Below are 20,466 nucleotides of genomic sequence, written 5' to 3'. Positions count from 1 at the left end.
GGGGCGGAGCCCCGGTTGCGGGAAGGGGCGGGGTGGGGGAAAGGGCGGGGTGGGGGAAAGCCCCTCGCAGCGGTCCCCCGCGCCGGTCAGGACTGGTCGGGGCGGCCGCGACGCAGCATCGCGAAGCCGAGACCCGCCGCGCCCACCGCGGCCATACCCCCGCCGGCGGCGAGCAGCAGCGAGCTGTCGCCGTCGGCGGACACCGGCGCGACACCCTCCGCACCGGCCTTGACGCCGCCCTTCGGCACGACCCGCTCGCCCGACTTCTTCGCGTCCGGCTTCGCGTCCGGCTTCGCGTCCTTGGCGACCTCGTACTTCTCGATCAGCTTGCCGCTCGCGAAGTCGTACACCCAGCTGTTCCCGCCGTTCTTGCCGTCGATGACGACGAACTTCACGCGCTTCCCGTCCTGGACCAGCTTGTACGTCCAGCCGTCGTTCACCGCGTCCGGGTGCTTCAGGTCGAGCGTTCCGAGGACGTTCCCGTTCGGCATGGAGATCACGGCGCGCTTGCCGCCGGGGCCGTCGATCAGCTTCGCGATCCGCCCGTCGGGCATGTTCACCCGTACCGAGCTCTCCTTCTTCTCCACCGGCTTCGGCTTCTCCACCGGCTTGGGCTTCTCGACCGGCTTGGGCGCGCCCTCGACCCACGAGGTGACGGTGCCGTTCGGCTGGAGGACGACGTGCAGGCCGTTGTTCTGGCCGTAGGCCGCCGTGCCGCCCTTGCTGACCAGGGTGTCCAGCTTGACGTCGCCGGAGAAGATGTCGGCCTCGAAGTGGCCGTCGCCGAACTTGTAGACCTTCGCTACCGACCCGTCGGCCAGCTTCACGGTCGTGACGTAAGCCCGGACGGACGGCTTCACGGGCGGGGTCGTGGGCGGCGTGGTCGGCGGCGTCGTCGGCGGAACGCTCGGGTCGACCTGCGGGTCTACCTGCGGGTCGACCTGCGGATCCACCTGCGGGTCGACCTGGGGATCCACCTGCGGGTCCACCGGCGGCTGGTCGATGCCGGGCAGGACCTGGGGCTCCGGGACGGCCGGGGAGTCCGCGAAGGCGGATCCGACCGGGAGGGCCAGAACGGCGGCCGCACCGGCGACGACAGCGGCGGTACGGAGGGTGGTGCGGCGGCGGGTGCTGCGCATTTCGGGGCTCTTCTCGTGCTCGTTCGTGCTTCGTGGCGGCGACGTCTACGAAGCTACGGGCCCGGTATGTCCGTATTCCGTCGGCCGTGTAACGGAGGCCCGCAGACTGCCCCGCAGCCACGTAACCCACCCTGAGACGACCCTCCAGGTACCCCCTAGGGGATGTCACAGGTCAGCCGCAAAGGGTGCTGTTTCCGGCACCCCGGCCACCGGGCCCCTCCGGAGCGGGTACTTTCGATCACGTGGCTGGATTCAGGATCGGACGCGGCCGGGACAACAACCGCACCCCGCAACAACCCCCGCGGCAGCAGCCGTACGGTCAGCAGCAGGCGCCGCAGGCACCCGCACCGTACGGCCAGCAGCCCTACGCTCCCCAGCAGTGGCCGCAGCAGGCCGCCGCCGGGGGCCACGGCGAGCCCGAGTACTTCGACCCGCACACCGGACACGGAGCCGGACACGGGCAAGGGCCGGGACCCGGATACGGATACGGGCAGGGCCCCGGGAACCCGAGCGACGCCCCGGGGTACACCCAGGCCTTCGCCATCGGCGAGGACCCGTACCCGTACAACCAGGGCGCGACCTACCAGGCGGGCGCGGCCCAGGCCGCCGCCCCCACCGGTCCGCGGCTGCCGTGGAAGGAGCTGCTGCGCGGCATCGTGACGCGGCCGGGGCCGACCTTCCTGCAGATGCGCGACTACGCCGTCTGGGGGCCGGCGCTGATCGTGACCTTCCTCTACGGGCTGCTCGCGGTCTTCGGCCTCGACGACACCCGCAAGGACGTCATCAACGCCACCCTCACGAAGGCCGTCCCGATCGTGCTGTCGGCGGGCGTGGCCTTCGTCCTCTGCGGCCTGATCCTCGGCGCCGTCACCCACACCCTGGCCCGCCAGCTGGGCGGCGACGGGGCGTGGCAGCCGACGGTGGGCCTGTCGATGCTGGTCATGAGCCTCACGGACGTGCCGCGCCTGCTCTTCGCGATGTTCCTGGGCGGCGACAACATGCTCGTACAGGTGCTGGGCTGGGCCACCTGGGTGGCGGCCGGCGCGCTCTTCACCTCGCTCGTCGCCAAATCGCACGACCTGCCGTGGCCGAAGGCCCTGGGCGCGTCGGCGATCCAGCTGGTGGCCCTGCTGTCGATCATCAAGCTGGGCACGATCTAGCGGGACGCGCACGAGGCGCGCGAGACGCACGGAGGGGCCCGCCACGCTGGAAAGCGCGGCGGGCCCCTCCGTACAGGACGAGTACTCGTGTACTCGTACTAGTCCTGTACTCGAACTCGTACCCGTCAGGCGTCGAGGACCTGTCCCTCGCGCTTCACGACGGGCGGTTCGACCGACCAGGGGAAGTTGACCCACTCGTCGGTCTTCTTCCACACGTACTCGCACTTCACGAGCGAGTGCGACTTCTCGTAGATCACGGCCGACCGGACCTCGGCGACGTGCCCGAGGCAGAAGTCGTGCACCAGCTTCAGCGTCTTGCCCGTGTCGGCGACGTCGTCGGCGATCAGGACCTTCTTGTCGGTGAAGTCGATCACCTCGGGGACGGGCGCCAGCATGACCGGCATCGAGAGGGTGGTGCCCACACCGGTGTAGAACTCCACGTTCACGAGGTGGATGTTCTTGCAGTCCAGGGCGTACGCCAACCCGCCCGCGACGAAGACGCCGCCCCGGGCGATGCTCAGGATGATGTCGGGCTCGTATCCGTCGTCGGCGATGGTCTGTGCCAGCTCACGTACGGCGCGCCCGAACCCCTCGTAGGTCAGGTTCTCGCGGACTTCGCTCATGCCTCGTGCCTCACCTGGGTCCGGTGGAAGTTCTGGAAGGACCGCGAGGCCGTCGGGCCGCGCTGGCCCTGGTACCGCGATCCGTACCGCTCGCTCCCGTACGGGAACTCCGCGGGCGTGCTGAGCCGGAACAGGCACAGCTGCCCGATCTTCATACCCGGCCAGAGCTTGATCGGCAGCGTGGCGAGGTTCGACAGCTCCAGGGTCACGTGCCCGGAGAACCCGGGGTCGATGAAACCGGCGGTCGAGTGCGTCACCAGGCCGAGGCGGCCCAGGCTGGACTTCCCCTCCAGTCTGGAGGCGATGTCGTCGGGCAGCGAGATGACCTCGTAGGTCGACGCGAGTACGAACTCACCCGGGTGGAGGATGAACGCCTCGTCCCCGTCCGGCTCGACCATCCGGGTCAGATCCGACTGCTCGGTGGCGGGGTCGATGTGGGCGTAGCGGTGATTCTCGAACACCCGGAAGAACCGGTCGAGACGTACATCGATGCTGGAGGGCTGCACCATCGACTCGTCGAATGGGTCGATGCGAACCCGTCCGCTGTCGATCTCGGCCCGGATGTCTTTATCAGAGAGAAGCACGTCCCGAGGATACGCAGAGCGCGCGGGCCGCCCCAATCGAGGCGGACCCCGCGCGCCGGTGTCTACCGCTTCGGCGCCGCTCCCACGGGCACGGCGTGCCGCAGCCGCGCACAGCGCGGACACCGCAGCAGCCGGCCCGGCCCGATCCGGCCGGCACCGAGGTGCTGCAGCGGGAACGAAGCGGTGCTGAATACGTGCCCTTCGGCACAACGGACGACGGTGTGCTCCATCGAGTCCCTTTCCCCAACCAGCCGTACTGCGATGAATCGCCACATTAGGGGATGAACGAGACCCACTCCAGCCGCCACTCCAGCCGTCGCCCCGCACGCACAAGGTACGCCCCAACTCCCGCCCCCACGAACCTCCGTGCACCCCACACACGACGGCGGCCCCGCGGTGAATTCACCGGGGGCCGATCATGGGGTAGGGTGAGGAACGATACGGCTCCAGGCACCATATGGACCGATATGCGGATGTAGTTTAATGGTAGAACATGAGCTTCCCAAGCTTATAGCGCGGGTTCGATTCCCGTCATCCGCTCTTGAGAGAAGGTCCAGGTCAACGACCTGGGCCTTCTTCGTTGTCCAGACCAATTCAGGCGCCGCGCACCACCTGTGCACCACCCCGGGACCGATGCTGAACGTCTCTTCACCCCGAGCAGTATCCGAGATGCCCGGCCAGGAGGTCGGCGAAGCGTGGCACACCGGCCTTCGCAAGCCGGGTGATGGCATCGGCAATCGTGACCGGTGGATTCCGCTTCTCTGCGGCCAGCCTGACCACTGTCTGCACGACCTCACTTGGCAACTCGCCGTACAGTCCGCACAGATACGCGTCCGGATCGACCACGTGCACCCCGCGCTTCGCCAAGTCGTCGGCAGGGAAGTCGCCAAGGTTCCACGTGATGAGCGCACCGGCGCCGGCGGCCACCGCTGCTGCCGCGTGGTGCCGGTCGTCGGGGTCATCTCCCGGCATCTCGTCCACAAGGTGCGCATAGGCGGCTGGCGGGATCTCGCAGTCGGAGAAGAACCGCCGGATGGCGCGAGCAACCGCGGCAGCCGAGTCCGTAGAACGTCTGCCCTCCCGGACGATGACCCGTTCCCACTCCGCCAGGAGTCGTTCGGACCACACGATCTCGTGGATGGAGTCCTCCGTGAGGGCCAGCATCACGTCCATCACTGAGAACGGAAACAGGACGTTGGTGTCCACGAAGACCCGCGCCGCCACGTTTACCCTTCCTGCCTTTCGACGCTTCCAGCGACACGGGGATCAGTAGGGCAATCCTGCATCGTCAAGCGCATCGGCGATCTGACGCCGCCCCTCCCTACGGCGCTGGCGCCGCTGCTGGAAAACCAGCACATCCGCGAGACGCACCACGCGGTGACTGCTGCCGGGCAGGTTCATCGAAGGAATGTCACCGGCATCAAGCAGGCGTGCAACGAACGGCCGAGACAAGCCCAGAAGCTCAGCAGCCTCAGTAGGCGACAACTGCACCTCGGACGCCAGGACGGTGACCGCATGCCCACGGGCCAGCTCGCCGGCCGAGGCGAGAAGAATCCGGACGAGTTCCGCCGGCAGCGCCAGCTCGCCGCCATCCGGGGTGCGCACCAACACCTCAACCTGCTCCGGCACCATCCGGGCAGTCGCGGCGAGCACATTCTGATGCGTGGGATTCGGTTCGACCTTTTCAGCATGGGCCAGAACGCTAGTTCGAGCCATGTTCGTCTCCCCTTCACTGGCCCAGCGAAGCAACCATCTGGAATAACTGTAACCAGACAGCCCCGGGTGGGCAACCGTGAAGAAGATATGCCCCGAAACCGTCGGCGAGGCCGCCTTGCCCCGCGCAGGACCGCGCGGTCGGCTTGCCGATGCACGCCGCTCAACGCGATCACCCTCCCGGCCAGCACCTCGGCTGACGCCGGACGGGAGGCCGTGCCACAACGTGCCAGTAGGGCCGGTAAACAGCGGTCAACAAGGGTTCTGTCGAGACAGCCGGAACGGGGCAGTCAGCGGACGTTCTCGCAGGTCAAGGGTTACGGGGCAATCCGTCAGCGCGTAGCGAGAAGTGCACGCTCCAGCACGTCGAATGCACCGTGCACACGCGACCGATGGTCGTCGGCCACATCGGCCGCGCGCTCGCCCGCGAGCAGGCGCTGGGCTGTGGTGACGTAGACGGCTCGGTACGCGGCGACGGTCAGTGCTGCCGCGAGCCGGGGGCCGGGTCCGTCACCCCCGGTGACGGTCTCGGCGATCGCGTCCTCCAGCGCCTTCTCCACCTCCTCGACACCTTCGCGCGCCCGCGCCCGCAGGGCCGGCGAGTCCAGCACGATGCGCCAGAAGTGCGGGAAATCGTCGCTCACCGCCGCCAGTGGATGGCGCTGGTCGAGGAGTTGGAGCAGCAGAGCGCGCAGAGCGGCCAGTGGGGACTCGCCGGCCGGGCGGTTTCGTACCGCAGCCGTGAAGAGCTCGACGGCTTCGGGGATCCGGTCCAGGAAGAGGTCTTCCTTGCGGGGGAAGTGGTTGAAGACCGTCATCGTGGAGACATGGGCGGCCTTGGCGACCTCGACCACGGTCACCTGGTCGAAGCCGCGCGCCACGAAGAGCATCGTCGCCTCGTCGGAGATCCGTTGCCGCGTCTCGCGCTTCTTGCGCTCGCGCAATGTCAACGCCTGGTCGGCCACGCGCTCTCGGGAGCCGCGCCCCTCAGTTTCCTCGGTCATGAACAACACTATAGCGACTCTAATTTTTTAGTGACTATAGTGAGCTCCATGAACTCGGACTTTGACGTAGTGGTGGCCGGAGGCGGCCCAGTCGGACTGATGCTTGCCTGCGAGCTCCGGCTCGGTGGTGCAAGCGTGGTGGTCGTCGAGCGCCGCACAGAAGTGGATCAGACCATCAAGGCGGGGGCGATCAACACATCGACCACCGAGGCCTTCTACCGGCGCGGCGTGCTGCCCGCGCTGGCCGAGGTGCAGCAGCGCTCCGTCGAGCGGTTCCAGGCGTTCTTACGCGAACAACAGAGGACGCAGGCGAACGGACAGCCTCCTCACGTGCCCACCAAGTTCGTCGGGCACTTCGCCGGGATCATGCTGCGCGGGGAGCTGCTGGACGCGACCGACTCGGACTTCATGAACGCCGGTCCCGCTGGAGGAATCAGCCTCATACCGCAGCAGGAGGTTGAGCGGCTGCTCACCGAGCGCGCCCGGCAGCTCGGCGTCGAGCTGTGCAGCGGCACGGAGTTGACGGAGTTCGACGAGGACGACTGCGGGATCGAGGTCCGCGTGGCGCGGATGGCCGACGGGTCGGGCGAGGGCATACGCGCGGACTGGCTCGTGGGCTGCGACGGCGGCCGCAGCACGGTCCGCAAGCTCGCCGGGTTCGGCTTCCCCGGTACGGATCCGCAGATCACCGGTTACCAAGCGCTCGTCGAGATGACCGGGTCCGAAGCCCTCCGGCCCGGCTGGAACCACACAGACACCGGGATGTACGTGCACGGGCCGATGCCCGGTCGCATCCTCACGGTCGAGTTCGACGGGCCGCCGGCCGACAGGGAAGCGGCAGTCACCACAGAGGAGTTGCAGGCGAGTCTGCGACATGTCTCCGGGGCGGAGGTCACGATCACCGGGGTGCGCACCGCCACCCGCTTCACCGACAACGCGCGCCAGGCGGCCGACTACCGCGCGGGCCGGGTCCTCCTGGCGGGCGACGCTGCGCACGTCCACTCACCGTTCGGCGGCCAGGGGCTGAACCTCGGTATCGGGGATGCGATGAACCTCGGTTGGAAACTCGCCGCGGTCGTAAGCGGTCGCGCACCGGAAGGGCTGCTGGACTCGTACACGGCCGAACGGCACCCGATCGGGGCATGGGTGCTCGAATGGACCCGGGCACAGATCGCGTTGATGCGGCCGGAACCGCAAGCCCGCGCCCTGCGCGACGTTGTCGCCGAGCTGACCGAGTCTGTCGCCGGCACCACGTACTTCGCCAAGAAGATCTCCGGCGTTTCGCAGCGGTACGACCTTCCCTGCAGCCATCCGCTGGTCGGCCGCAGCGCCCCGGACCTCGAACTCACCGACGCGACGCACCTCGCGGACCTGCTCCACGACGGGCGGGCATTGCTGCTCGATCTCGCCGACGACGCGGGACTCAGGGCGGACGCCGAGGGGTACGGCGAGCGGGTGCGCATCGCAACCACCGCCTGCCCCGGCAGCCCGGAGCTGGCCGGGCTGCTCGTACGCCCAGACGGAATCGTTGCCTGGGCAGCCGACGCCGGGGACACGTCGGATACGGGGGATACAGCGGATACGGGGGACAGGCTCGCTGACGCCCTGTCGCGGTGGTTCGGAGCGCCAGGCCGTGCTGCACGGATGAGCGAACCGGCCGTGGCCTCTTGATGCGGGCAAGCGTGTAGTGACCAGCCCGGTCACACGACCGTCGGACACCGCTGCCACCTCCAGCGGGGCAGCGGTTGGTGATCGCCGCCCAGCACTCTGGGCGGCGCGTGCCACTACGTGCCAGTCAGGGCGGTAAACAGCGGTCGGCAAAGGTACGTCCGGGGCCCCTACAACAAGCCTCGCACCGGGCGTTCGCGCAGGTCAGAGCCCAGCAGGGCCCCAAGTGCCGGGTGATTCCCAAGCTTATAGCGCGGGTTCGATTCCCGTCATCCGCTCTTCTACGAAGCCCCAGGTCAACGACCTGGGGCTTCGTCATTGTCTAGACCTCTCAGGGCTTGCGTGCCATTCGCGTGCCATAAGTGCCGTAACGGGGCGTCAGGTTGGATCCTGGGCTCCCGCCCGCTGCGACGGGGCACGGTCGAGATCCCGAATGCCGAGACTCATCCTTCGTGCCCGGCCACACTCCTGCGCGTCACCTCCTCCTAGCCGCTCCGCTCGGTGCCGACAGCCGTGGCACGAGCTGATGCACGGGTGCGACCGCAGCCCCCTCCGGACGCCGATTCCCCTGAGAGCGCCGGCGGCGGACGTCGGCGTCGATGTTGTCGGCGAGGGTGCGCTGGTGCGCCTTGGTGGAGTGCTGATAGATCAGCTGGGCCCGCTCGGACGACTGGCCGGCGCGGACCATGAGGTCTTTCAGCTTGGCGCCGGTGTCGGCCACGAGGGTGTTGCCGGTGTGGCGCAGGTCGTAGAAGCGGAACTCCTTCGGCATGCCGACCGCGTCGCGGGCCTTGCGCCACTTACGGCCGAAGGTGGTGCCACGCAGGGCCGCACCCTTCTCCCCCACGAACACGAGGCCGTCCGGGCCGGGCTGGGCGAACCAGTCCAGGCGCCGGCGAACGTCGAGGAGGACAAAGCCGGGCAGCATGATCTCCCGTTTTCCCGCCCGGGACTTGGGGTCGCCGATCACCCGGCGGCCGGTGTTCAGCTCGGGAGCCGCCCGTCGGACACGGACGGATCCGGTGTCGAGGTAGATGTCGGCACGGCGCAGCTCGGCCAGCTGGCCACAACCCCTCCGCCCTGCTCACCGAAGCTGCTTGGCCTCATGATCAAGCCCCCTCGCTCGTTCGCCCCGTACACCTTCTGACCAACGCCGCCGGGGCCAACGCATTTCAGCGTTGGCCCCGGCGGCATGTCCGGATGTCCTCACGGCCGTACGGCTAGGCCTGCGCACTCCTGGCGTCGCGCCGCCGCGCCACGTAGCGGAGCAGGGCCCAGATCGCCGCGGCGTTGACCAGGGCTCCGACCAGGACCGAGGCGTAGAAGCCGAAGCCGTCCAACATGTCGAGCTTGGGGTCCACGGACGTGTCCGGGGGGACCCAGTCTGCGGGGCGCGGGGCGGACTCCGGAAGGAACTCCCTGGGCGGTTCGGCGCGCGGCGGCTGCGACCCGTAAGAGGGCTCCACGACCGGGGCCGGCGCGTCCAGGGCGTCCGCCGCGGGTCCGAAGGACGTCAGCAGCAAGACGCTGACCGGCGCCGTGGCCAGGATCGGCCAGGCTCCGAAGATCCCGATGTCCCCCATCCGGCTGCCGACCGCGACGTAGACCAGCATCGCGACCACCAGTGCCAGGTACGCGCCGGGCACCCACATCTCAGCCTTCGACCAGCGCCGCACCATTTCGTTCCCCGTCCCGTTCCGCTTCGTTCGTCCTGTTGCCAGTCTCGAAGCTGCCGGGCCCCGCCACCTGAGTACGCCTACTCATCCTGCTCTGCCCCGCGTACCTGGTCAGCGCCGTGCACGGCAAACATGCCGGGGACACCGCGCAACGTATCCCCCATGTCCGGCACGCGGCGCCGGAGGATTCCGCGACTAGACCACGACCCCAGCCCCGAGTCCGCCGGCACCGATGGCGCTCCGCAGGACGTGGGTGATCTCCTCGGGCTTGAGGTCGATGCCGTCGAGCCCCTCCGAGGTCAACGGGATCTCCTCCAGCGCGTATTCGCCGCGCCCCTCGGCACTGAACTCGGGGCCGGTGCGGTCCTCGAAGGACCACGTATCGATGCGGGCGAGGTAGAAGAGCTGACGCTCCTCGTCGGACTCCATCGTGTGCAGGAGGCGGACGATGTCGGCCTTCCCCGCGATCTCCTCGTGGATCTCGCGGTGGAGGGCTGCCTCCCGGGACTCGTCGCTCTCCTCGACCCCACCGCCGGGCAGCACCCAGTACACGGGGATTCCGGGCTTGGTGCGGCGGATGACCAGCATCGTGTCGTCCGCGGTGACGAGGACGGCTCGGACTCGTTCGATCATTTCGCTCTGTCTCCTTGCTTGTTGACGGTCTCAGTGCAGCAGCCAGCCACCGTCGACATGGACGGATTGCCCAGTGATGAACGACGCGGACGGGCCGACGAGGAACGCCACCAGGGCCGCCACGTCTTCGGGGCAGCCGCGTCGCGGGACGCACTGCCGGTTGATCTGGTCCTCCGGGCGGGCGCGGTGGTGGGCGGGGATGGCGGTCTCCGCTTCCACCTCGATGGCGCCGGGCAGGACGGTGTTGACGCAGATGCCGTACGGGCCGAGCTCGCGGGCCAGGGAACGGGTCAGGCCCAGGAGGCCCGCCTTGGCGGTGCTGTAGGCGACGAGGTTGGTGCGGCCGGCGCGGGCGTTGACGCTGCCGATGTTCACGATCCGGCCCCAGCGGCGTTCGATCATGCCGGGGGTCAGGGCGTGGCAGGTGCGGTAGTGGGCGGGCCTGGAGGGGGATCTCAAGCAGGGGCAGGGACATGACTGCTCCGTTCACCGGGGTTGGGGTGAGGTGCCTGTGTGGTGGTGAAGAACGTGTCGAGGGTTATGAGTGGGTCCTGGCTTTCGGCGAGCTTGATCAGCACGAGCAGGAGGTCGTGGCCGGTCAGCCGGGCTGCCGGAATGACGCCGAGGATGCGCAGGGCGAGGAAGGCGTGGATCTCCTCCAGGGCGGTGCCGCCCTCTCCCCGGAGACCGTCCAAGGCTCGGGTGATGGCCGCACCGCGGCCGGGGCCGGTGTTCCAGGAGTACCGGATGTCGATGCGTCGGCTGCTCTCGTGGAGCTCCAGGTGTTCGATGCGAGGGCGGGTCTGCGGTGGGAGGGCGAGGCGGAGGGTGCGGGCGTACACGTCGGGTTGGTAGTCGGGGACGAGCCAGCCGCCCAGGGCCATCAAGTACCAGAGCAGGTTGGCGGCTTCGCCCGCGGCGGTGTTGCGGCCGGCGAACTCGAAGTCGAGCCAGCACAGCGGATCGGCGATGTTGGGCTCTGTGGGGTCGCCCTGTGTCAGACCGGCCAGCCAGCGGCGGTCGGGGGCCAAGGCGTGGCGGAGGCTGTCGATGATGTCGGCGACGTTCAGCGTCAGCTGCCTGCCGTTGGCGGTAAGGGTGAAGTCGGCCAGCTCCCGGAGGGTGAGGGTCGCATCCGTGTGGGGCAGAGCGATCGGTAGGTCGCGGCGCAGGTACCAGCGGTCCACCCGGCCGCCGGGGCGGATCCGGTCGAGGTAGAGGTCCGGAACGCACTCGGCCAGCGCCACGTGCCTCCCGGTCTCCTCGGCCGCCGCCCGCAGGTCGGCGCAGACGCCGTCCACCAGGCGGTCCAGGCGGGGCAGCAGCACGGCCGGGTCCCGGTCTGCCAGGGCGATGACGTCGCCCATCAGCAGCTCGCACCGGCCGCTGGCGAAGACGTCCTCGTAGGCGAGGAGCTGCCTGTCCGGAAGAAGGATCTGCCCGTGAAGGGCCGGAACCGTGATGCGGGGAGCGAGCTGGGCCCATCCCTTCGCCTCGGTGGCGCCCTGCTCGCGGCTTGCCGCCTCCTTGTGGAATGTGGCCGCTGGGGCCAGCTGCAGACGGCCGCCCGCGCTCACCGGGTCGCCCCCGGCAGGGTGTCCAGCCACCTCTGGAGGATCACGGCCGCGAGTGCTTCGGCGGCCGAGCGCTCTGTGCGGGCGGCGGTGACCATGTTCGTGTCCTGCCGCTTGGCGTCGAGGAGCACCGTGAGGGCGTCGCCGTCGGAAGGGCACTCGATCCCGGTGAAGCGGAGCTGGATCTTCGCGAGCAGGGCGGTGACCTTGTAGAGGTCGCGGAGGTCGGGTGCCCCCTTGAGGAGCTGGCGTCGGATCTCGATGGCTGCCTGGATGCCGTCGCGCAGGCTCACGTCGACGTCGGTGGCGGCGTCCGGCGCGGGCAGGGTCAGGCCAGGGGCGGACCACAGCGGGACCAGGGCCCCGCTGCCGATGAGCGTGAGTACGTGGAGGAGCCGGGAGGTCACGGCGCCGGCCCGGCACTCGGCCCGGGTAAGCACGGTCAGGCCGAGCTTGACCCCGCCGAGTTCCGCCTCCAGCTCCGCGAGGATCCGGCGCATCCCGTCGAGGGAGGAAGCATCGGCTACGACGAACACGTCGAGGTCGCTCCAGCCGTGCTGGTACTTGCCCCGGGCGCCGCTGCCGGTGACGGCCAGTAGGTCGATCAGTGGACGCGATCCGGTGGTGCGGTCGAGGAATGCGGCCAGGTACGACTCCAGGTGCACGGGGAGTCCGAGCGCGTTGACCGGCATGGTGCTGGGCTGGTGCTCCGGCCAGCGGCGGTCGAGGGCGATGCGGTCCAGGCGGCGTTCCAGCTCCAACCGCGGCCCGTCGTTGCCGATGACCTCGTGAGCGATGGAGGCGATCTTGTCCGCGCCCCGAGCGCTCTTGACGACGTCGCGGTCGGCGACGTCCTGGGCCCCAGCGGTGCCCCGCCGTGTGCGGGTGGTCTCGGAGGCGTCAAGGTAGGCGATGTTGAGCTGGGATCCGAGCATCCGGGCGAGTTCCGACGTGGAGTCGAAGTCGTGCAGCGACTCGATGGTGACGGCGTCGAGGAAGTGGTGGGCCTGGCAGTAGCGGTCCAGCGCGTCCACGATCAGCTCGGCCTGCACGACGGAGCCGAGCCGGTAGGGGGCGGGGATGCCCGCCCGGCCGGCCGCGTCCTCGACGAGGTGACCGATCTTGAGGCGGGCGTGGCCGTGGTGCGTACGCAGGTACTCGCCGGCCGTGCTCTTGCCGCTCTCCGACATGCCGCCCAGCGCGGTGACGTGTACGCCGGACAAGGCCCGGCTGGGCACGCTCGGATGCAGTGGCGCCAGGAGCCGGCGGACTTCGTCCTGGATGGCGATGGTCGGCCGGTCACCGATGCGGATCGACATCGGGAAGCGGCCGTCGGCGACGAGCCGGCCGATCTGCTCGTGCAGGTGGCGCTGGTAGGCCGCGTAGGTGTCGGTGACGGTCACCTCATGGGCGAGGCTCCGGCGGGTGCCTTCCTCGGGGTCGTCGCAGTGCAGGAGGACGAGGGCGTACTCGCCCTCCTCAGCGGCCCGCAGATCGGCTTCGTATGGGGCCAGCAGAAGCCGGGCACGGTCGGAGGCCTGGGCGGGGCCGAGGCTCTCCCGTACGGCGACCGTCGCGGCGACGGATGCCTCCAGCATGGGGATGCCCCGGTCCAGCAGGCGTACCGGCGCGGAGAAGGCTCGGCGGGAACGCTCCAGGTAGGAGGTGGCGAGGACGTCGGCGACCTCCTGAACCGCGCCGGTCTCGAACCACCAGCGGGCCATGCCCTCGGCCTTGATCGTCGCCCAGCGCGAGTCGTAGTGGTCGAGCGGGCCCGCGGAAGTGGCGGCCGGGCCCATGCGCCGGGCGAGGATTCCGATCTGCTTGGTCTTCCCCGTGTTGTCGGGACCGCTGAACGCGACCGACGTGAGGAGGGGGTGCGTGTCGCTGCTGTGCTGGTTGGACATCGGCTTCCCTTCACTGGTGATGCGAAGCACGTACGCCGACGAGGTGGTGCGAGGGCCTGTGCGTCGGCGGGAGAGCGGCTGGGCTCCGGCCCCGGCCGGGGAGGACAGGCCGGAGCCGGAGGGTCTATCCGGCGCTGTCGGCCGGAGGGACGTCGTCGGCGCTGAGCGCCGGATGCGCCAACGGCGTCTGCGCGGACGAGTACTCGGCCTGGGCCATGGCACCGACCACCGCGAGTCCGGCAGCCGTACCGAGCGCCCACACCCAGTTCAGGACCGTCCCCAACGGGTCGGATAACGGAACCCGGCTCACCGCCCCGCCTCTCGGACGGCGGGGTGCCGGGCGGCACCGACCACTCGGGAAGGCGGGATCGTGCGGGTGCGTGCGCTGTCAGCGTTCATCGCCACCATCGGTTCCTCTCACCGGTCCGGGCAGGCACCAACAGGCCCTGAACAGTGCCTGTTCGAGCCATTCGGAGATCTGCGGGGTGATGTTCAGTGAACGGCGGCCCGCCCTCCCGGGACAGGGCCCAGGATGTAGTCCTGCGTAATCCCGCGTAATCCAGGTGGGGAGGGTGACGGGGTGCCGAGGAAACCCGGCCGTCGCGGATCTGATCAAGCAGGCATGCCAGGAACGAGGCTGGGGGCCCTCGGAGTTGGCACGTGCCCTTGGCCTGGCGGAAAGCGGTGATCCGCGGCGCCTGCAGCGCCAGCACGCCCGGCGGTGGATCGAGGGAGAGCGGACTCCCGACCACTGGTGGCCTTACATCGCACAGGTGTTGGGGCTGGACCCCGAGGCGATCAACCTTCCGGAGGCCATGCCGGTGGCACTCCACGCCGATACCGTTGCATCAGTCCTGCACCTGGGAAGGAGCGACGTGGAACGTCGGGAGTTCATCCTCGCCTCCAGCGGATACGCGCTGTCCGCACTCGGCCTGCCCGACATGGACAGCATCACCCGCCGGACCAGGACCGCTACGCCCGGAGCCGTCCGCGTCGGTCAGGGCGAGGTGGCGGCCGTACGCCACATGGTCAAGGCCCTCGGCGACTCGGCCTCCGAACTCGGAGGGGGCCACGCCCGGCACCTGGCCGTCCGCTATCTCACCCAGGACGTCGCCCCCTGGCTGGAAGGGCGCTTCACGGAGGCCACGGGCCGGGACCTGTTCGCAGCCACCTCCCAGCTCGTCCACCTCGCCGGCTGGATGGCCCAGGACGAAGGCGACACCCCCGAACTGCGCGGACTCGCCCAGCGCTACTACGCGCACTCCTTCCGCCTGGCCGCCGAAGCCGGCGACCCCGAGCTGTCCGCCACGGCCCTCCGCGGCCTCGCCGTGCAGTGCGTCGACCTCGGCTACCGGGCCGAGGCTGTCCAGCTCGGTGAAGCCTGCGTGGAGTACGGCCGAAACCTCGACAACCCGCGCGCCGTCGCCTACTACGAGGCCACCCTCGCCAACGCCGCCGCCCAGGACGACGACCGCCGCATGGCCACCAAACACCTCGCCAACTCCGAGACCGCCATCGGCAAGCCGACCGCCGCGGGCGGCGACTCCTGGGCCGCCCACTACTCCCCCGGCCGCTGGGCCCACGAATCCGGCATGATCCTCTCCTGCCTCGGCGACCTCGACGCCGCCGAGGAACACCTCCACCTCGCCCTCGACATCCACGGCCTCGACCGCCGCCGCACCCGCGCCATCGTCCTCGCCGACCTCGATGGCGTCCGCCTCCGCCAAGGCGACGTCGACGGCGCCTTGGCGACCTGGCGCGACTTCCTCGACTGCGCCGACGGCATCCGCTCCGTGAAGGTCCAGGCCGCTCTCCAGGACATGCGGGTCCGCCTCCGCCGGTACAGCGGAGTCCCGGGGGCCCAGGAGCTCCGCGAGCGGGCAGCCCGCGTCACGAGGTAGCGAACGCCCGAGGGCCCCGCACCATCACGCTCTCTGCAGGCATGCGCAACACGCCCTCTTCGTAGATTCGAGAGCCGACGCCGTTACGGATGCCATGCAGGCATTGCGGACGCTCTCACCACGGCGTAGCCGCAATGACCAGCGCGGGACCTGGTACAGGTTTCCCTATTCATCAAGCACCCGGCTGCGCTTTGCTCCGCCGGGCGGGGCTCCCGGATCCGCCCCGTGCGACGCTCCTGCCTGCAGTCCGCTCCGCGCTGCGTCGACGCCCCCCTGTAGGCGGGCAGGCCCCTGGGCACGAGCCGAGCCGGGGCAGCACCTACCGGCATGCCTCCGGCAAGTCGTGCAGCTGCGGGTGCATTGTGGTCCTATTGGGGCTGTCATCCCACCTACCGTCGTCCCAGGGCAGGCAGACAGGACGACGGCAAGGCGGAATTTCGTTGCGGCCGTGGACCAGCTGATCCGAGAGACAGCCTCTCCAAATCTGATCGCCGGTGCCTGGCTCACTGGCATAGTTACATGCCATGGAGACGGATGCGTGGAACGCTGTCATCTGGACGGGAATCTCTAGGGACGCGAATTATTTTGGCCGCTTTGCGCGCGATATGAAGTTCTGTGATGACGCACACCTGTGCTCCGCCGTGTCGTTCTGCATGGCCCCATACCTTTCCCTATCGATGTATGAATCCCTCCAGAAGGTGCGACAGATCAAGCCGGACATCTTGGCGGCCTTCAATCAGGAAACCATTACAATCAGTACACGCTCTCGACATTCATTGAAGCTCTTCGAAGACACAAAGCGCGGGATTGATGGGCAGATTTCTTATTTCCGCGATGAGGTGTTCACCGCACACGCGGAGAGGTTCCTCGGCAATACTTGGATTCCGTGGGCACGCCGCTTCGAGGCCGATCTCGGATTGTATCGCTATGGCGGTCGACTCATCACGACCACACATGCCGCAACATTCCACTTGGGCTTCGATCCGAACAGGCTGCTTGCGCAGAACCCTGGTCCGTATATCCGATCAATCTTCGAAGAGTACGGCGCTTACTTTGGCGCCCTCGGGGCTAGTCTCGAAGACGATGGAGAGCCGACCTTCGTTAGGTCCCTACATTCGACGGCCATGAACGAAGCTCGCGATGTGCGATCCAAGGGTTACTATCGTAGGGTTTTCAACGGCCAGAACACGCCCGAGATTAACGCCATTCTCACGACTTTTCGGGCAATGTTGAATTTTGCCGAGCTGGTCGTAGCGTCGGAAATTAATCGACAGCGTCTAGACTACACCGCCTTCAAGATAGGATACCTCTCCCTTTATCAGGTGTTGCGTAGCGTGCGACTGCTGGTTGATGACGCCGACTACCCTCTCTCGGCCCGATCCGAGCAAATTGCCAGTCGTCTTCTGGACTCCCCCTCGGTGCAGTTGCTCACAGGCAGCGGTGGCAGGAAGTTCCGAAACATGATGGTGCACTACAATTTGCCGTCTCGACCTGATGTTGACAAGGTCGATTTGTCCAAGTTCCTCTATGGGCTAATCCCTGTATATTTCCCAGGGTTCGACGATGCCGCATTTGTTGAGCTAGTGCGCGACTGCGGGGCTTTTACTGCTGCCGCTTTTGACGAATGGGCAGAAGGGAGCTAAGAAGGCAGGTGACTTTCGTGGCGCAAAGTTCACACCGTAACCATCGCAGCCGACTCCACCCGGCAGGCATACCCCGACTAGCGGAGGTTTGATTTCGTCATTCGCGCACCTACCACGCCGGCCTCGCATCACGTTCACCCATCGATTGAGCGCCACCGCAATCCGAGTTAAAATTTACAGAAGGATGCGAGGAAGGGCGAAATAGAGAAATACTCCGAAGAACAACACCATAATCCGCGGCAGGACATCTTGCAAAAATACTGGTTCTCCACGAGTCAACAAGGGGTTGTCGCGCGCTTCCAGACGGCGCCTTACCCAGAAGAAAATCGCATCCCCAAACCATCCGAGCACTGCCACTGAGGCAACCCAGAGCAGATGACCTTGAAGCAAGTAGCCCGCGAGGGTGATTTTGCGAATAACCAGGACGGTCGCCGCTGTTCCGGTAAATTCGAGGACGAAGAATACCTTCCAGAGCCACAGAAGGAACTCCCGCTTCATTTGCCAGTATGTGGCCCGCGCAATCCGTTTGTGATTATTTAGCAAATCATGCGGCGAGGGATCTGACGCGCACCCGATGAAGGTGTTGATTTGGTTTCCTGTGAGCTGAACAGGCCCGTGGATAGTATTTTCACTCACGCTGTTGTATCCATGCTGCTCATTCAACACGTGCACCTCTAGAACGAGTTGTGCTGTACACCTGAGCCAAGCACAGGCCCGAAGATCGTGTTATTGGTCAGCGAGACGCTGGCTGCAGCACCACCCGTGCGTTCCACCGAGTCCTCGCACACAGAGGAGAGTAGGTCCGCGACGCCTACGGGATCAGCATCGATCATGCTCCGCACGTAGCCCCTCAACTCGCGCTCGAACCCGCGCCTGGCCCGTGCATCCCCGTTCTGGGTTGCGTCAGAAAGTCCTCGATGAAGTCGATCGAAGTCCTCGATGCCTGGCAACCGCTCTGGTGAGAATCCACCTCCGAGCAGTCCAAGAAGCCTCGAGCGCACGACGCGCTCATACGCGTCCGTCACCAGTAGCCCGCCCAACGTCGCGACGCCACTGGCTACGAGACCGGCAACATCGGCATCCACAAGTCCCCCATTCCTGATCCCTGGCACTCAGTGTACGGACTCACGCACTCTCTGTCACAGGGTTCCCGACTTCCACCTCTACGACCAACCACAGGCATGACGCAGTCACTCCAAGCCCCGCCCATATCTCTGAGGACCAGCCGCAAGCTAGGCCTTTGGCCAGCCGGCCGATCGCCTGATCGTCAACCTCACCCAATCGGCCGCCCCGCTCCACCGTCGCGCGTGCCGAGCTCGGCATCACCTACCGAGGAGCCCTGTCCGACATCGTGGGCCGGGGCCTCGACGACCACTAACACCCCCACCACTTGCGCACCACAGCGGCGGCGACCAGGTCACAGCCCTTCGGCTTCCCTCACCTCACCGCAGGCGGAGACAGGAACACGTGCATGGCCTGGCCGTCTGCCCGCGCACCCTCGTCGGGCAGTTGACGCCAAGCGGCATGCTGCGGATTGTGCAGAGCTTTCGCGAACGCGAGCTTCTTACGGTCGCCCTTGTCGAGTTGATCTCTGAGTTGCAGCGGATTGGCAGGCAACGAGAGCAAGAACGCCAGATCCCGGTAGTGCCGCTCCGGTGAAGCGGTCTTGATGCTCACTGCAGCAGCCTTTGCCACGATCGCCCCAAGCAGACTGGGGCGGCGGATGCGGCCCGTTCGCTGCCCCAGCTGAACCACCACAGCCTCGGTTCGCTGCGCGGCCTGCCGGCCGCCTGGCACCTCCAGCGTGCGGCCGGGCGGCGTCGTTGTGAGGTCTGCACGGGGGCCGAGGTTATCGGGCGCCAGCAGATCCACCACCAACCGCTGCGGGTCCACACCACGTTGGTAGCGGTGCAACAGGTTGCCCTGCGGTGACATGCCGGCAGGGGCGAATCCGAGGCGTTCCAGCGCCGCAACCAAACGGCGCAAGCTCTGCTGGTCCGACTGCACATCAGCCAGGACATCCAGGTCGGCGCTCGCCGCTGGCGGAGTCCGACCGTGCTCCAGGCCGTGCAGGAGCACCATCTGCCCGCCGATCAACGACCAGGCATCCGGGACCTGCTCCGACAGGTCGAACAACACGCCCCACAGCTCCACCAGTGAACCGGTGAACAGGTCTGACTCCAGTCGCACATCGGGCACCTCAGCCGCCATGATCACGCCTTCCGAGGCTGTGTGTAGCGAGCCAGGAGAGGCTTGAGCAACCCGGCCGCCGCAGCGTCGGCTCGGCCCTCATGGAGGTCCAGCAAGTCGGCCGCCACTACCGAGGCCGGAGCGTCGTGGCCCTGCCCAGCCATTCCAGGCCTTGAGATCAGGAACGACCACATCTCCGCTGGGGGAATGCGGAGCGAGACATTGCCCCGCTCTTCGTCACGGGCCAACCCGAACTCGGCTTCCAGCTTTTCCACCTTTTCTGGATGCACGTAGATTTCCGCACGCCCGAGAGCCACGTAGTCCGCCCCCACCCGCGCTGCGGCGCTCACTCCGCCCCTCACCACATCCTGAGCGGCGAGCAACGCCATCAGCACGCCTGAATGAACGCGATACGAGCGCACCTCGGCCCGGGCGGCAAGAAGTTCCTGGAACACTGCCGGGGCCAACCCCTCGTGGGCAAGGAGATTCCGCACCCGCATCCTCACCCGGGACTTCTCCGCGTCGGACAGACCCACCGGCTGATGGCCGTCCAGCACCGCCAGAACGCCCCACGCGTTGCGGGCCGACAGCGGTCTCCGCGAACGAGGGCCACGGTCCTTGCGATCCCGGACGCTGTCCCCGGCAACCAGCCAACGACCACCAACTCGCTGCCCTTGGAGCTTTCCGTCGTGCAGCAACTGACGAACACGGGAGTCGTCCACCCCGAGCAGGGCCGCAGCCTGCTTCACTGACAGCAATTCCATGGCCACCTCCTTGCGCCTCCTCTCACGAACCAGGGAGAGTACGCGCAACCAGTCTCCCGTCCCGATCACCTTGCGTCAACCCTCACGATTCCGGGAGCCAAGGCGCAATCGTTCTGCCCACAGGACGGGGGAAGCGCCTCACTCCGCCAAGTCGGCAGACGCGTGCCCCATCCATGCCCTTCGGAGCGGTGAACAGCAGTCAACACGGATATGGGCGGACCCTCGCGACAGCTCGCTCGGCGTGCTGTTTTCGCAGGTCAGCAACTCAGCGCACCTTCGGTGCGCGC

At 67.6% G+C, this 20,466-nt stretch carries 20 protein-coding genes, 1 tRNA gene and 1 pseudogene; 5 read left to right on the top strand and 17 right to left on the bottom strand.

The window, feature by feature from the left end:
• Positions 1 to 86 precede the first annotated feature (86 nt).
• A complete protein-coding gene (locus J7F03_RS37040; RefSeq protein ID WP_214957426.1) occupies positions 87 to 1,139 on the bottom strand; it encodes a hypothetical protein in 1,053 nt (350 codons plus the stop codon).
• Between the two features lie 242 nt (positions 1,140 to 1,381).
• On the opposite strand from J7F03_RS37040, the gene J7F03_RS37035 reads away from it, so the two are divergent.
• A complete protein-coding gene (locus J7F03_RS37035; RefSeq protein WP_214957424.1) occupies positions 1,382 to 2,299 on the top strand; it encodes a Yip1 family protein in 918 nt (305 codons plus the stop codon).
• 125 nt (positions 2,300 to 2,424) lie between these two features.
• On the opposite strand, the gene J7F03_RS37030 is transcribed toward J7F03_RS37035, so the two are convergent.
• The gene (locus J7F03_RS37030; RefSeq protein WP_214957422.1) at positions 2,425 to 2,922 is read right to left on the bottom strand and encodes a phosphoribosyltransferase; all 498 of its coding nucleotides are present in this window, start codon (positions 2,920 to 2,922) and stop codon (positions 2,425 to 2,427) included.
• Positions 2,919 to 3,506, bottom strand: a complete 588-nt coding sequence (dcd, locus tag J7F03_RS37025; protein WP_214957420.1) for a dCTP deaminase — start codon at positions 3,504 to 3,506, stop codon at positions 2,919 to 2,921. The genes J7F03_RS37030 and dcd overlap by 4 nt, the downstream gene beginning before the upstream one ends.
• 469 nt (positions 3,507 to 3,975) lie before the next feature.
• Between dcd and J7F03_RS37020 the strand changes: the two genes are divergently transcribed.
• Positions 3,976 to 4,046: transfer RNA gene (locus J7F03_RS37020), tRNA-Gly, on the top strand.
• Between the two features lie 108 nt (positions 4,047 to 4,154).
• On the opposite strand, the gene J7F03_RS37015 is transcribed toward J7F03_RS37020, so the two are convergent.
• The 3 genes from J7F03_RS37015 to J7F03_RS37005 all read right to left on the bottom strand — a co-directional run bounded on the left by J7F03_RS37015 (position 4,155) and on the right by J7F03_RS37005 (position 6,223).
• Complete coding sequence (locus tag J7F03_RS37015) at positions 4,155 to 4,730, bottom strand: PIN domain-containing protein (RefSeq protein ID WP_214957419.1); 576 nt, start codon at positions 4,728 to 4,730, stop codon at positions 4,155 to 4,157.
• A 42-nt stretch (positions 4,731 to 4,772) separates the two neighbouring features.
• Complete coding sequence (locus J7F03_RS37010) at positions 4,773 to 5,222, bottom strand: helix-turn-helix domain-containing protein (protein ID WP_214957417.1); 450 nt, start codon at positions 5,220 to 5,222, stop codon at positions 4,773 to 4,775.
• Between the two features lie 329 nt (positions 5,223 to 5,551).
• Positions 5,552 to 6,223 (bottom strand): TetR/AcrR family transcriptional regulator, encoded by a 672-nt coding sequence (locus tag J7F03_RS37005; protein WP_214957415.1) that lies wholly within the window; start codon positions 6,221 to 6,223, stop codon positions 5,552 to 5,554.
• 48 nt (positions 6,224 to 6,271) lie between these two features.
• Between J7F03_RS37005 and J7F03_RS37000 the strand changes: the two genes are divergently transcribed.
• Positions 6,272 to 7,894, top strand: coding sequence for an FAD-dependent oxidoreductase (locus tag J7F03_RS37000; protein WP_214957412.1), 1,623 nt, complete (start codon positions 6,272 to 6,274; stop codon positions 7,892 to 7,894).
• Between the two features lie 472 nt (positions 7,895 to 8,366).
• On the opposite strand, the pseudogene J7F03_RS36995 reads toward J7F03_RS37000, so the two are convergent.
• The 7 genes and pseudogenes from J7F03_RS36995 to J7F03_RS36965 form a co-directional block, all read right to left on the bottom strand.
• Positions 8,367 to 8,954 (bottom strand): annotated as a pseudogene (locus tag J7F03_RS36995) (site-specific integrase); the annotation flags it as partial.
• Between the two features lie 157 nt (positions 8,955 to 9,111).
• Positions 9,112 to 9,570 (bottom strand): SCO4225 family membrane protein, encoded by a 459-nt coding sequence (locus tag J7F03_RS36990; protein WP_214957411.1) that lies wholly within the window; start codon positions 9,568 to 9,570, stop codon positions 9,112 to 9,114.
• A 192-nt stretch (positions 9,571 to 9,762) separates the two neighbouring features.
• On the bottom strand, positions 9,763 to 10,200 hold the full coding sequence (locus J7F03_RS36985; protein ID WP_214957410.1) for an NUDIX domain-containing protein: 438 nt from the start codon (positions 10,198 to 10,200) through the stop codon (positions 9,763 to 9,765).
• Between the two features lie 30 nt (positions 10,201 to 10,230).
• Positions 10,231 to 10,659 carry an SDR family oxidoreductase gene (locus tag J7F03_RS36980; protein WP_251073053.1) on the bottom strand — a complete coding sequence of 143 codons (429 nt, stop codon included), beginning with the start codon at positions 10,657 to 10,659 and terminating at the stop codon, positions 10,231 to 10,233.
• Positions 10,656 to 11,807, bottom strand: a complete 1,152-nt coding sequence (locus tag J7F03_RS36975) for a hypothetical protein (protein ID WP_214957409.1) — start codon at positions 11,805 to 11,807, stop codon at positions 10,656 to 10,658. Before J7F03_RS36975 ends, J7F03_RS36980 begins: the two co-directional genes overlap by 4 nt.
• On the bottom strand, positions 11,774 to 13,681 hold the full coding sequence (locus J7F03_RS36970) for a nucleotidyltransferase domain-containing protein (RefSeq protein ID WP_214957408.1): 1,908 nt from the start codon (positions 13,679 to 13,681) through the stop codon (positions 11,774 to 11,776). Before J7F03_RS36970 ends, J7F03_RS36975 begins: the two co-directional genes overlap by 34 nt.
• A 124-nt stretch (positions 13,682 to 13,805) precedes the next feature.
• On the bottom strand, positions 13,806 to 13,991 hold the full coding sequence (locus J7F03_RS36965) for a hypothetical protein (RefSeq protein ID WP_214957407.1): 186 nt from the start codon (positions 13,989 to 13,991) through the stop codon (positions 13,806 to 13,808).
• Positions 13,992 to 14,556: 565 nt separating this feature from the next.
• Between J7F03_RS36965 and J7F03_RS36960 the strand changes: the two genes are divergently transcribed.
• Both J7F03_RS36960 and J7F03_RS36955 read left to right on the top strand, forming a co-directional pair.
• Complete coding sequence (locus J7F03_RS36960; protein ID WP_214957406.1) at positions 14,557 to 15,582, top strand: tetratricopeptide repeat protein; 1,026 nt, start codon at positions 14,557 to 14,559, stop codon at positions 15,580 to 15,582.
• A gap of 524 nt (positions 15,583 to 16,106) precedes the next feature.
• Complete coding sequence (locus J7F03_RS36955; protein ID WP_214957405.1) at positions 16,107 to 17,225, top strand: hypothetical protein; 1,119 nt, start codon at positions 16,107 to 16,109, stop codon at positions 17,223 to 17,225.
• Between the two features lie 174 nt (positions 17,226 to 17,399).
• Here the strand turns inward: J7F03_RS36955 and J7F03_RS36950 are convergent, their stop codons facing one another.
• The 4 genes from J7F03_RS36950 to J7F03_RS36935 all read right to left on the bottom strand — a co-directional run bounded on the left by J7F03_RS36950 (position 17,400) and on the right by J7F03_RS36935 (position 20,179).
• Positions 17,400 to 17,888 (bottom strand): hypothetical protein, encoded by a 489-nt coding sequence (locus tag J7F03_RS36950; protein WP_214957404.1) that lies wholly within the window; start codon positions 17,886 to 17,888, stop codon positions 17,400 to 17,402.
• Between the two features lie 11 nt (positions 17,889 to 17,899).
• Positions 17,900 to 18,310 (bottom strand): hypothetical protein, encoded by a 411-nt coding sequence (locus J7F03_RS36945; protein ID WP_214957403.1) that lies wholly within the window; start codon positions 18,308 to 18,310, stop codon positions 17,900 to 17,902.
• Positions 18,311 to 18,662: 352 nt separating this feature from the next.
• Positions 18,663 to 19,436 carry a hypothetical protein gene (locus J7F03_RS36940; RefSeq protein WP_214957402.1) on the bottom strand — a complete coding sequence of 258 codons (774 nt, stop codon included), beginning with the start codon at positions 19,434 to 19,436 and terminating at the stop codon, positions 18,663 to 18,665.
• A gap of 2 nt (positions 19,437 to 19,438) precedes the next feature.
• Positions 19,439 to 20,179, bottom strand: coding sequence for a helix-turn-helix domain-containing protein (locus tag J7F03_RS36935; RefSeq protein WP_214957401.1), 741 nt, complete (start codon positions 20,177 to 20,179; stop codon positions 19,439 to 19,441).
• Between the last annotated feature and the right edge of the window lie 287 nt (positions 20,180 to 20,466).

This window comes from Streptomyces sp. ISL-43 (assembly GCF_018614195.1).
GTDB lineage: Bacteria > Actinomycetota > Actinomycetes > Streptomycetales > Streptomycetaceae > Streptomyces.
Note: the sequence above shows the minus strand (reverse complement) of the source record. Positions and strands in the feature narration are given on the sequence as shown.

Bases quoted from the DNA above. Each gene is read 5' to 3' on its own strand.
- J7F03_RS37010 (WP_214957417.1), bottom strand. From the start codon at position 5,222: ATGGCTCGAACTAGCGTTCTGGCCCATGCTGAAAAGGTCGAACCGAAT.
- J7F03_RS37030 (WP_214957422.1), bottom strand. From the start codon at position 2,922: ATGAGCGAAGTCCGCGAGAACCTGACCTACGAGGGGTTCGGGCGCGCC.
- J7F03_RS36940 (WP_214957402.1), bottom strand. From the start codon at position 19,436: ATGGCGGCTGAGGTGCCCGATGTGCGACTGGAGTCAGACCTGTTCACC.
- J7F03_RS36990 (WP_214957411.1), bottom strand. From the start codon at position 9,570: ATGGTGCGGCGCTGGTCGAAGGCTGAGATGTGGGTGCCCGGCGCGTAC.
- J7F03_RS36970 (WP_214957408.1), bottom strand. From the start codon at position 13,681: ATGTCCAACCAGCACAGCAGCGACACGCACCCCCTCCTCACGTCGGTC.
- J7F03_RS36985 (WP_214957410.1), bottom strand. From the start codon at position 10,200: ATGATCGAACGAGTCCGAGCCGTCCTCGTCACCGCGGACGACACGATG.
- J7F03_RS37040 (WP_214957426.1), bottom strand. From the start codon at position 1,139: ATGCGCAGCACCCGCCGCCGCACCACCCTCCGTACCGCCGCTGTCGTC.
- J7F03_RS36955 (WP_214957405.1), top strand. From the start codon at position 16,107: ATGGAGACGGATGCGTGGAACGCTGTCATCTGGACGGGAATCTCTAGG.
- J7F03_RS37005 (WP_214957415.1), bottom strand. From the start codon at position 6,223: ATGACCGAGGAAACTGAGGGGCGCGGCTCCCGAGAGCGCGTGGCCGAC.
- J7F03_RS36935 (WP_214957401.1), bottom strand. From the start codon at position 20,179: ATGGAATTGCTGTCAGTGAAGCAGGCTGCGGCCCTGCTCGGGGTGGAC.
- J7F03_RS37000 (WP_214957412.1), top strand. From the start codon at position 6,272: ATGAACTCGGACTTTGACGTAGTGGTGGCCGGAGGCGGCCCAGTCGGA.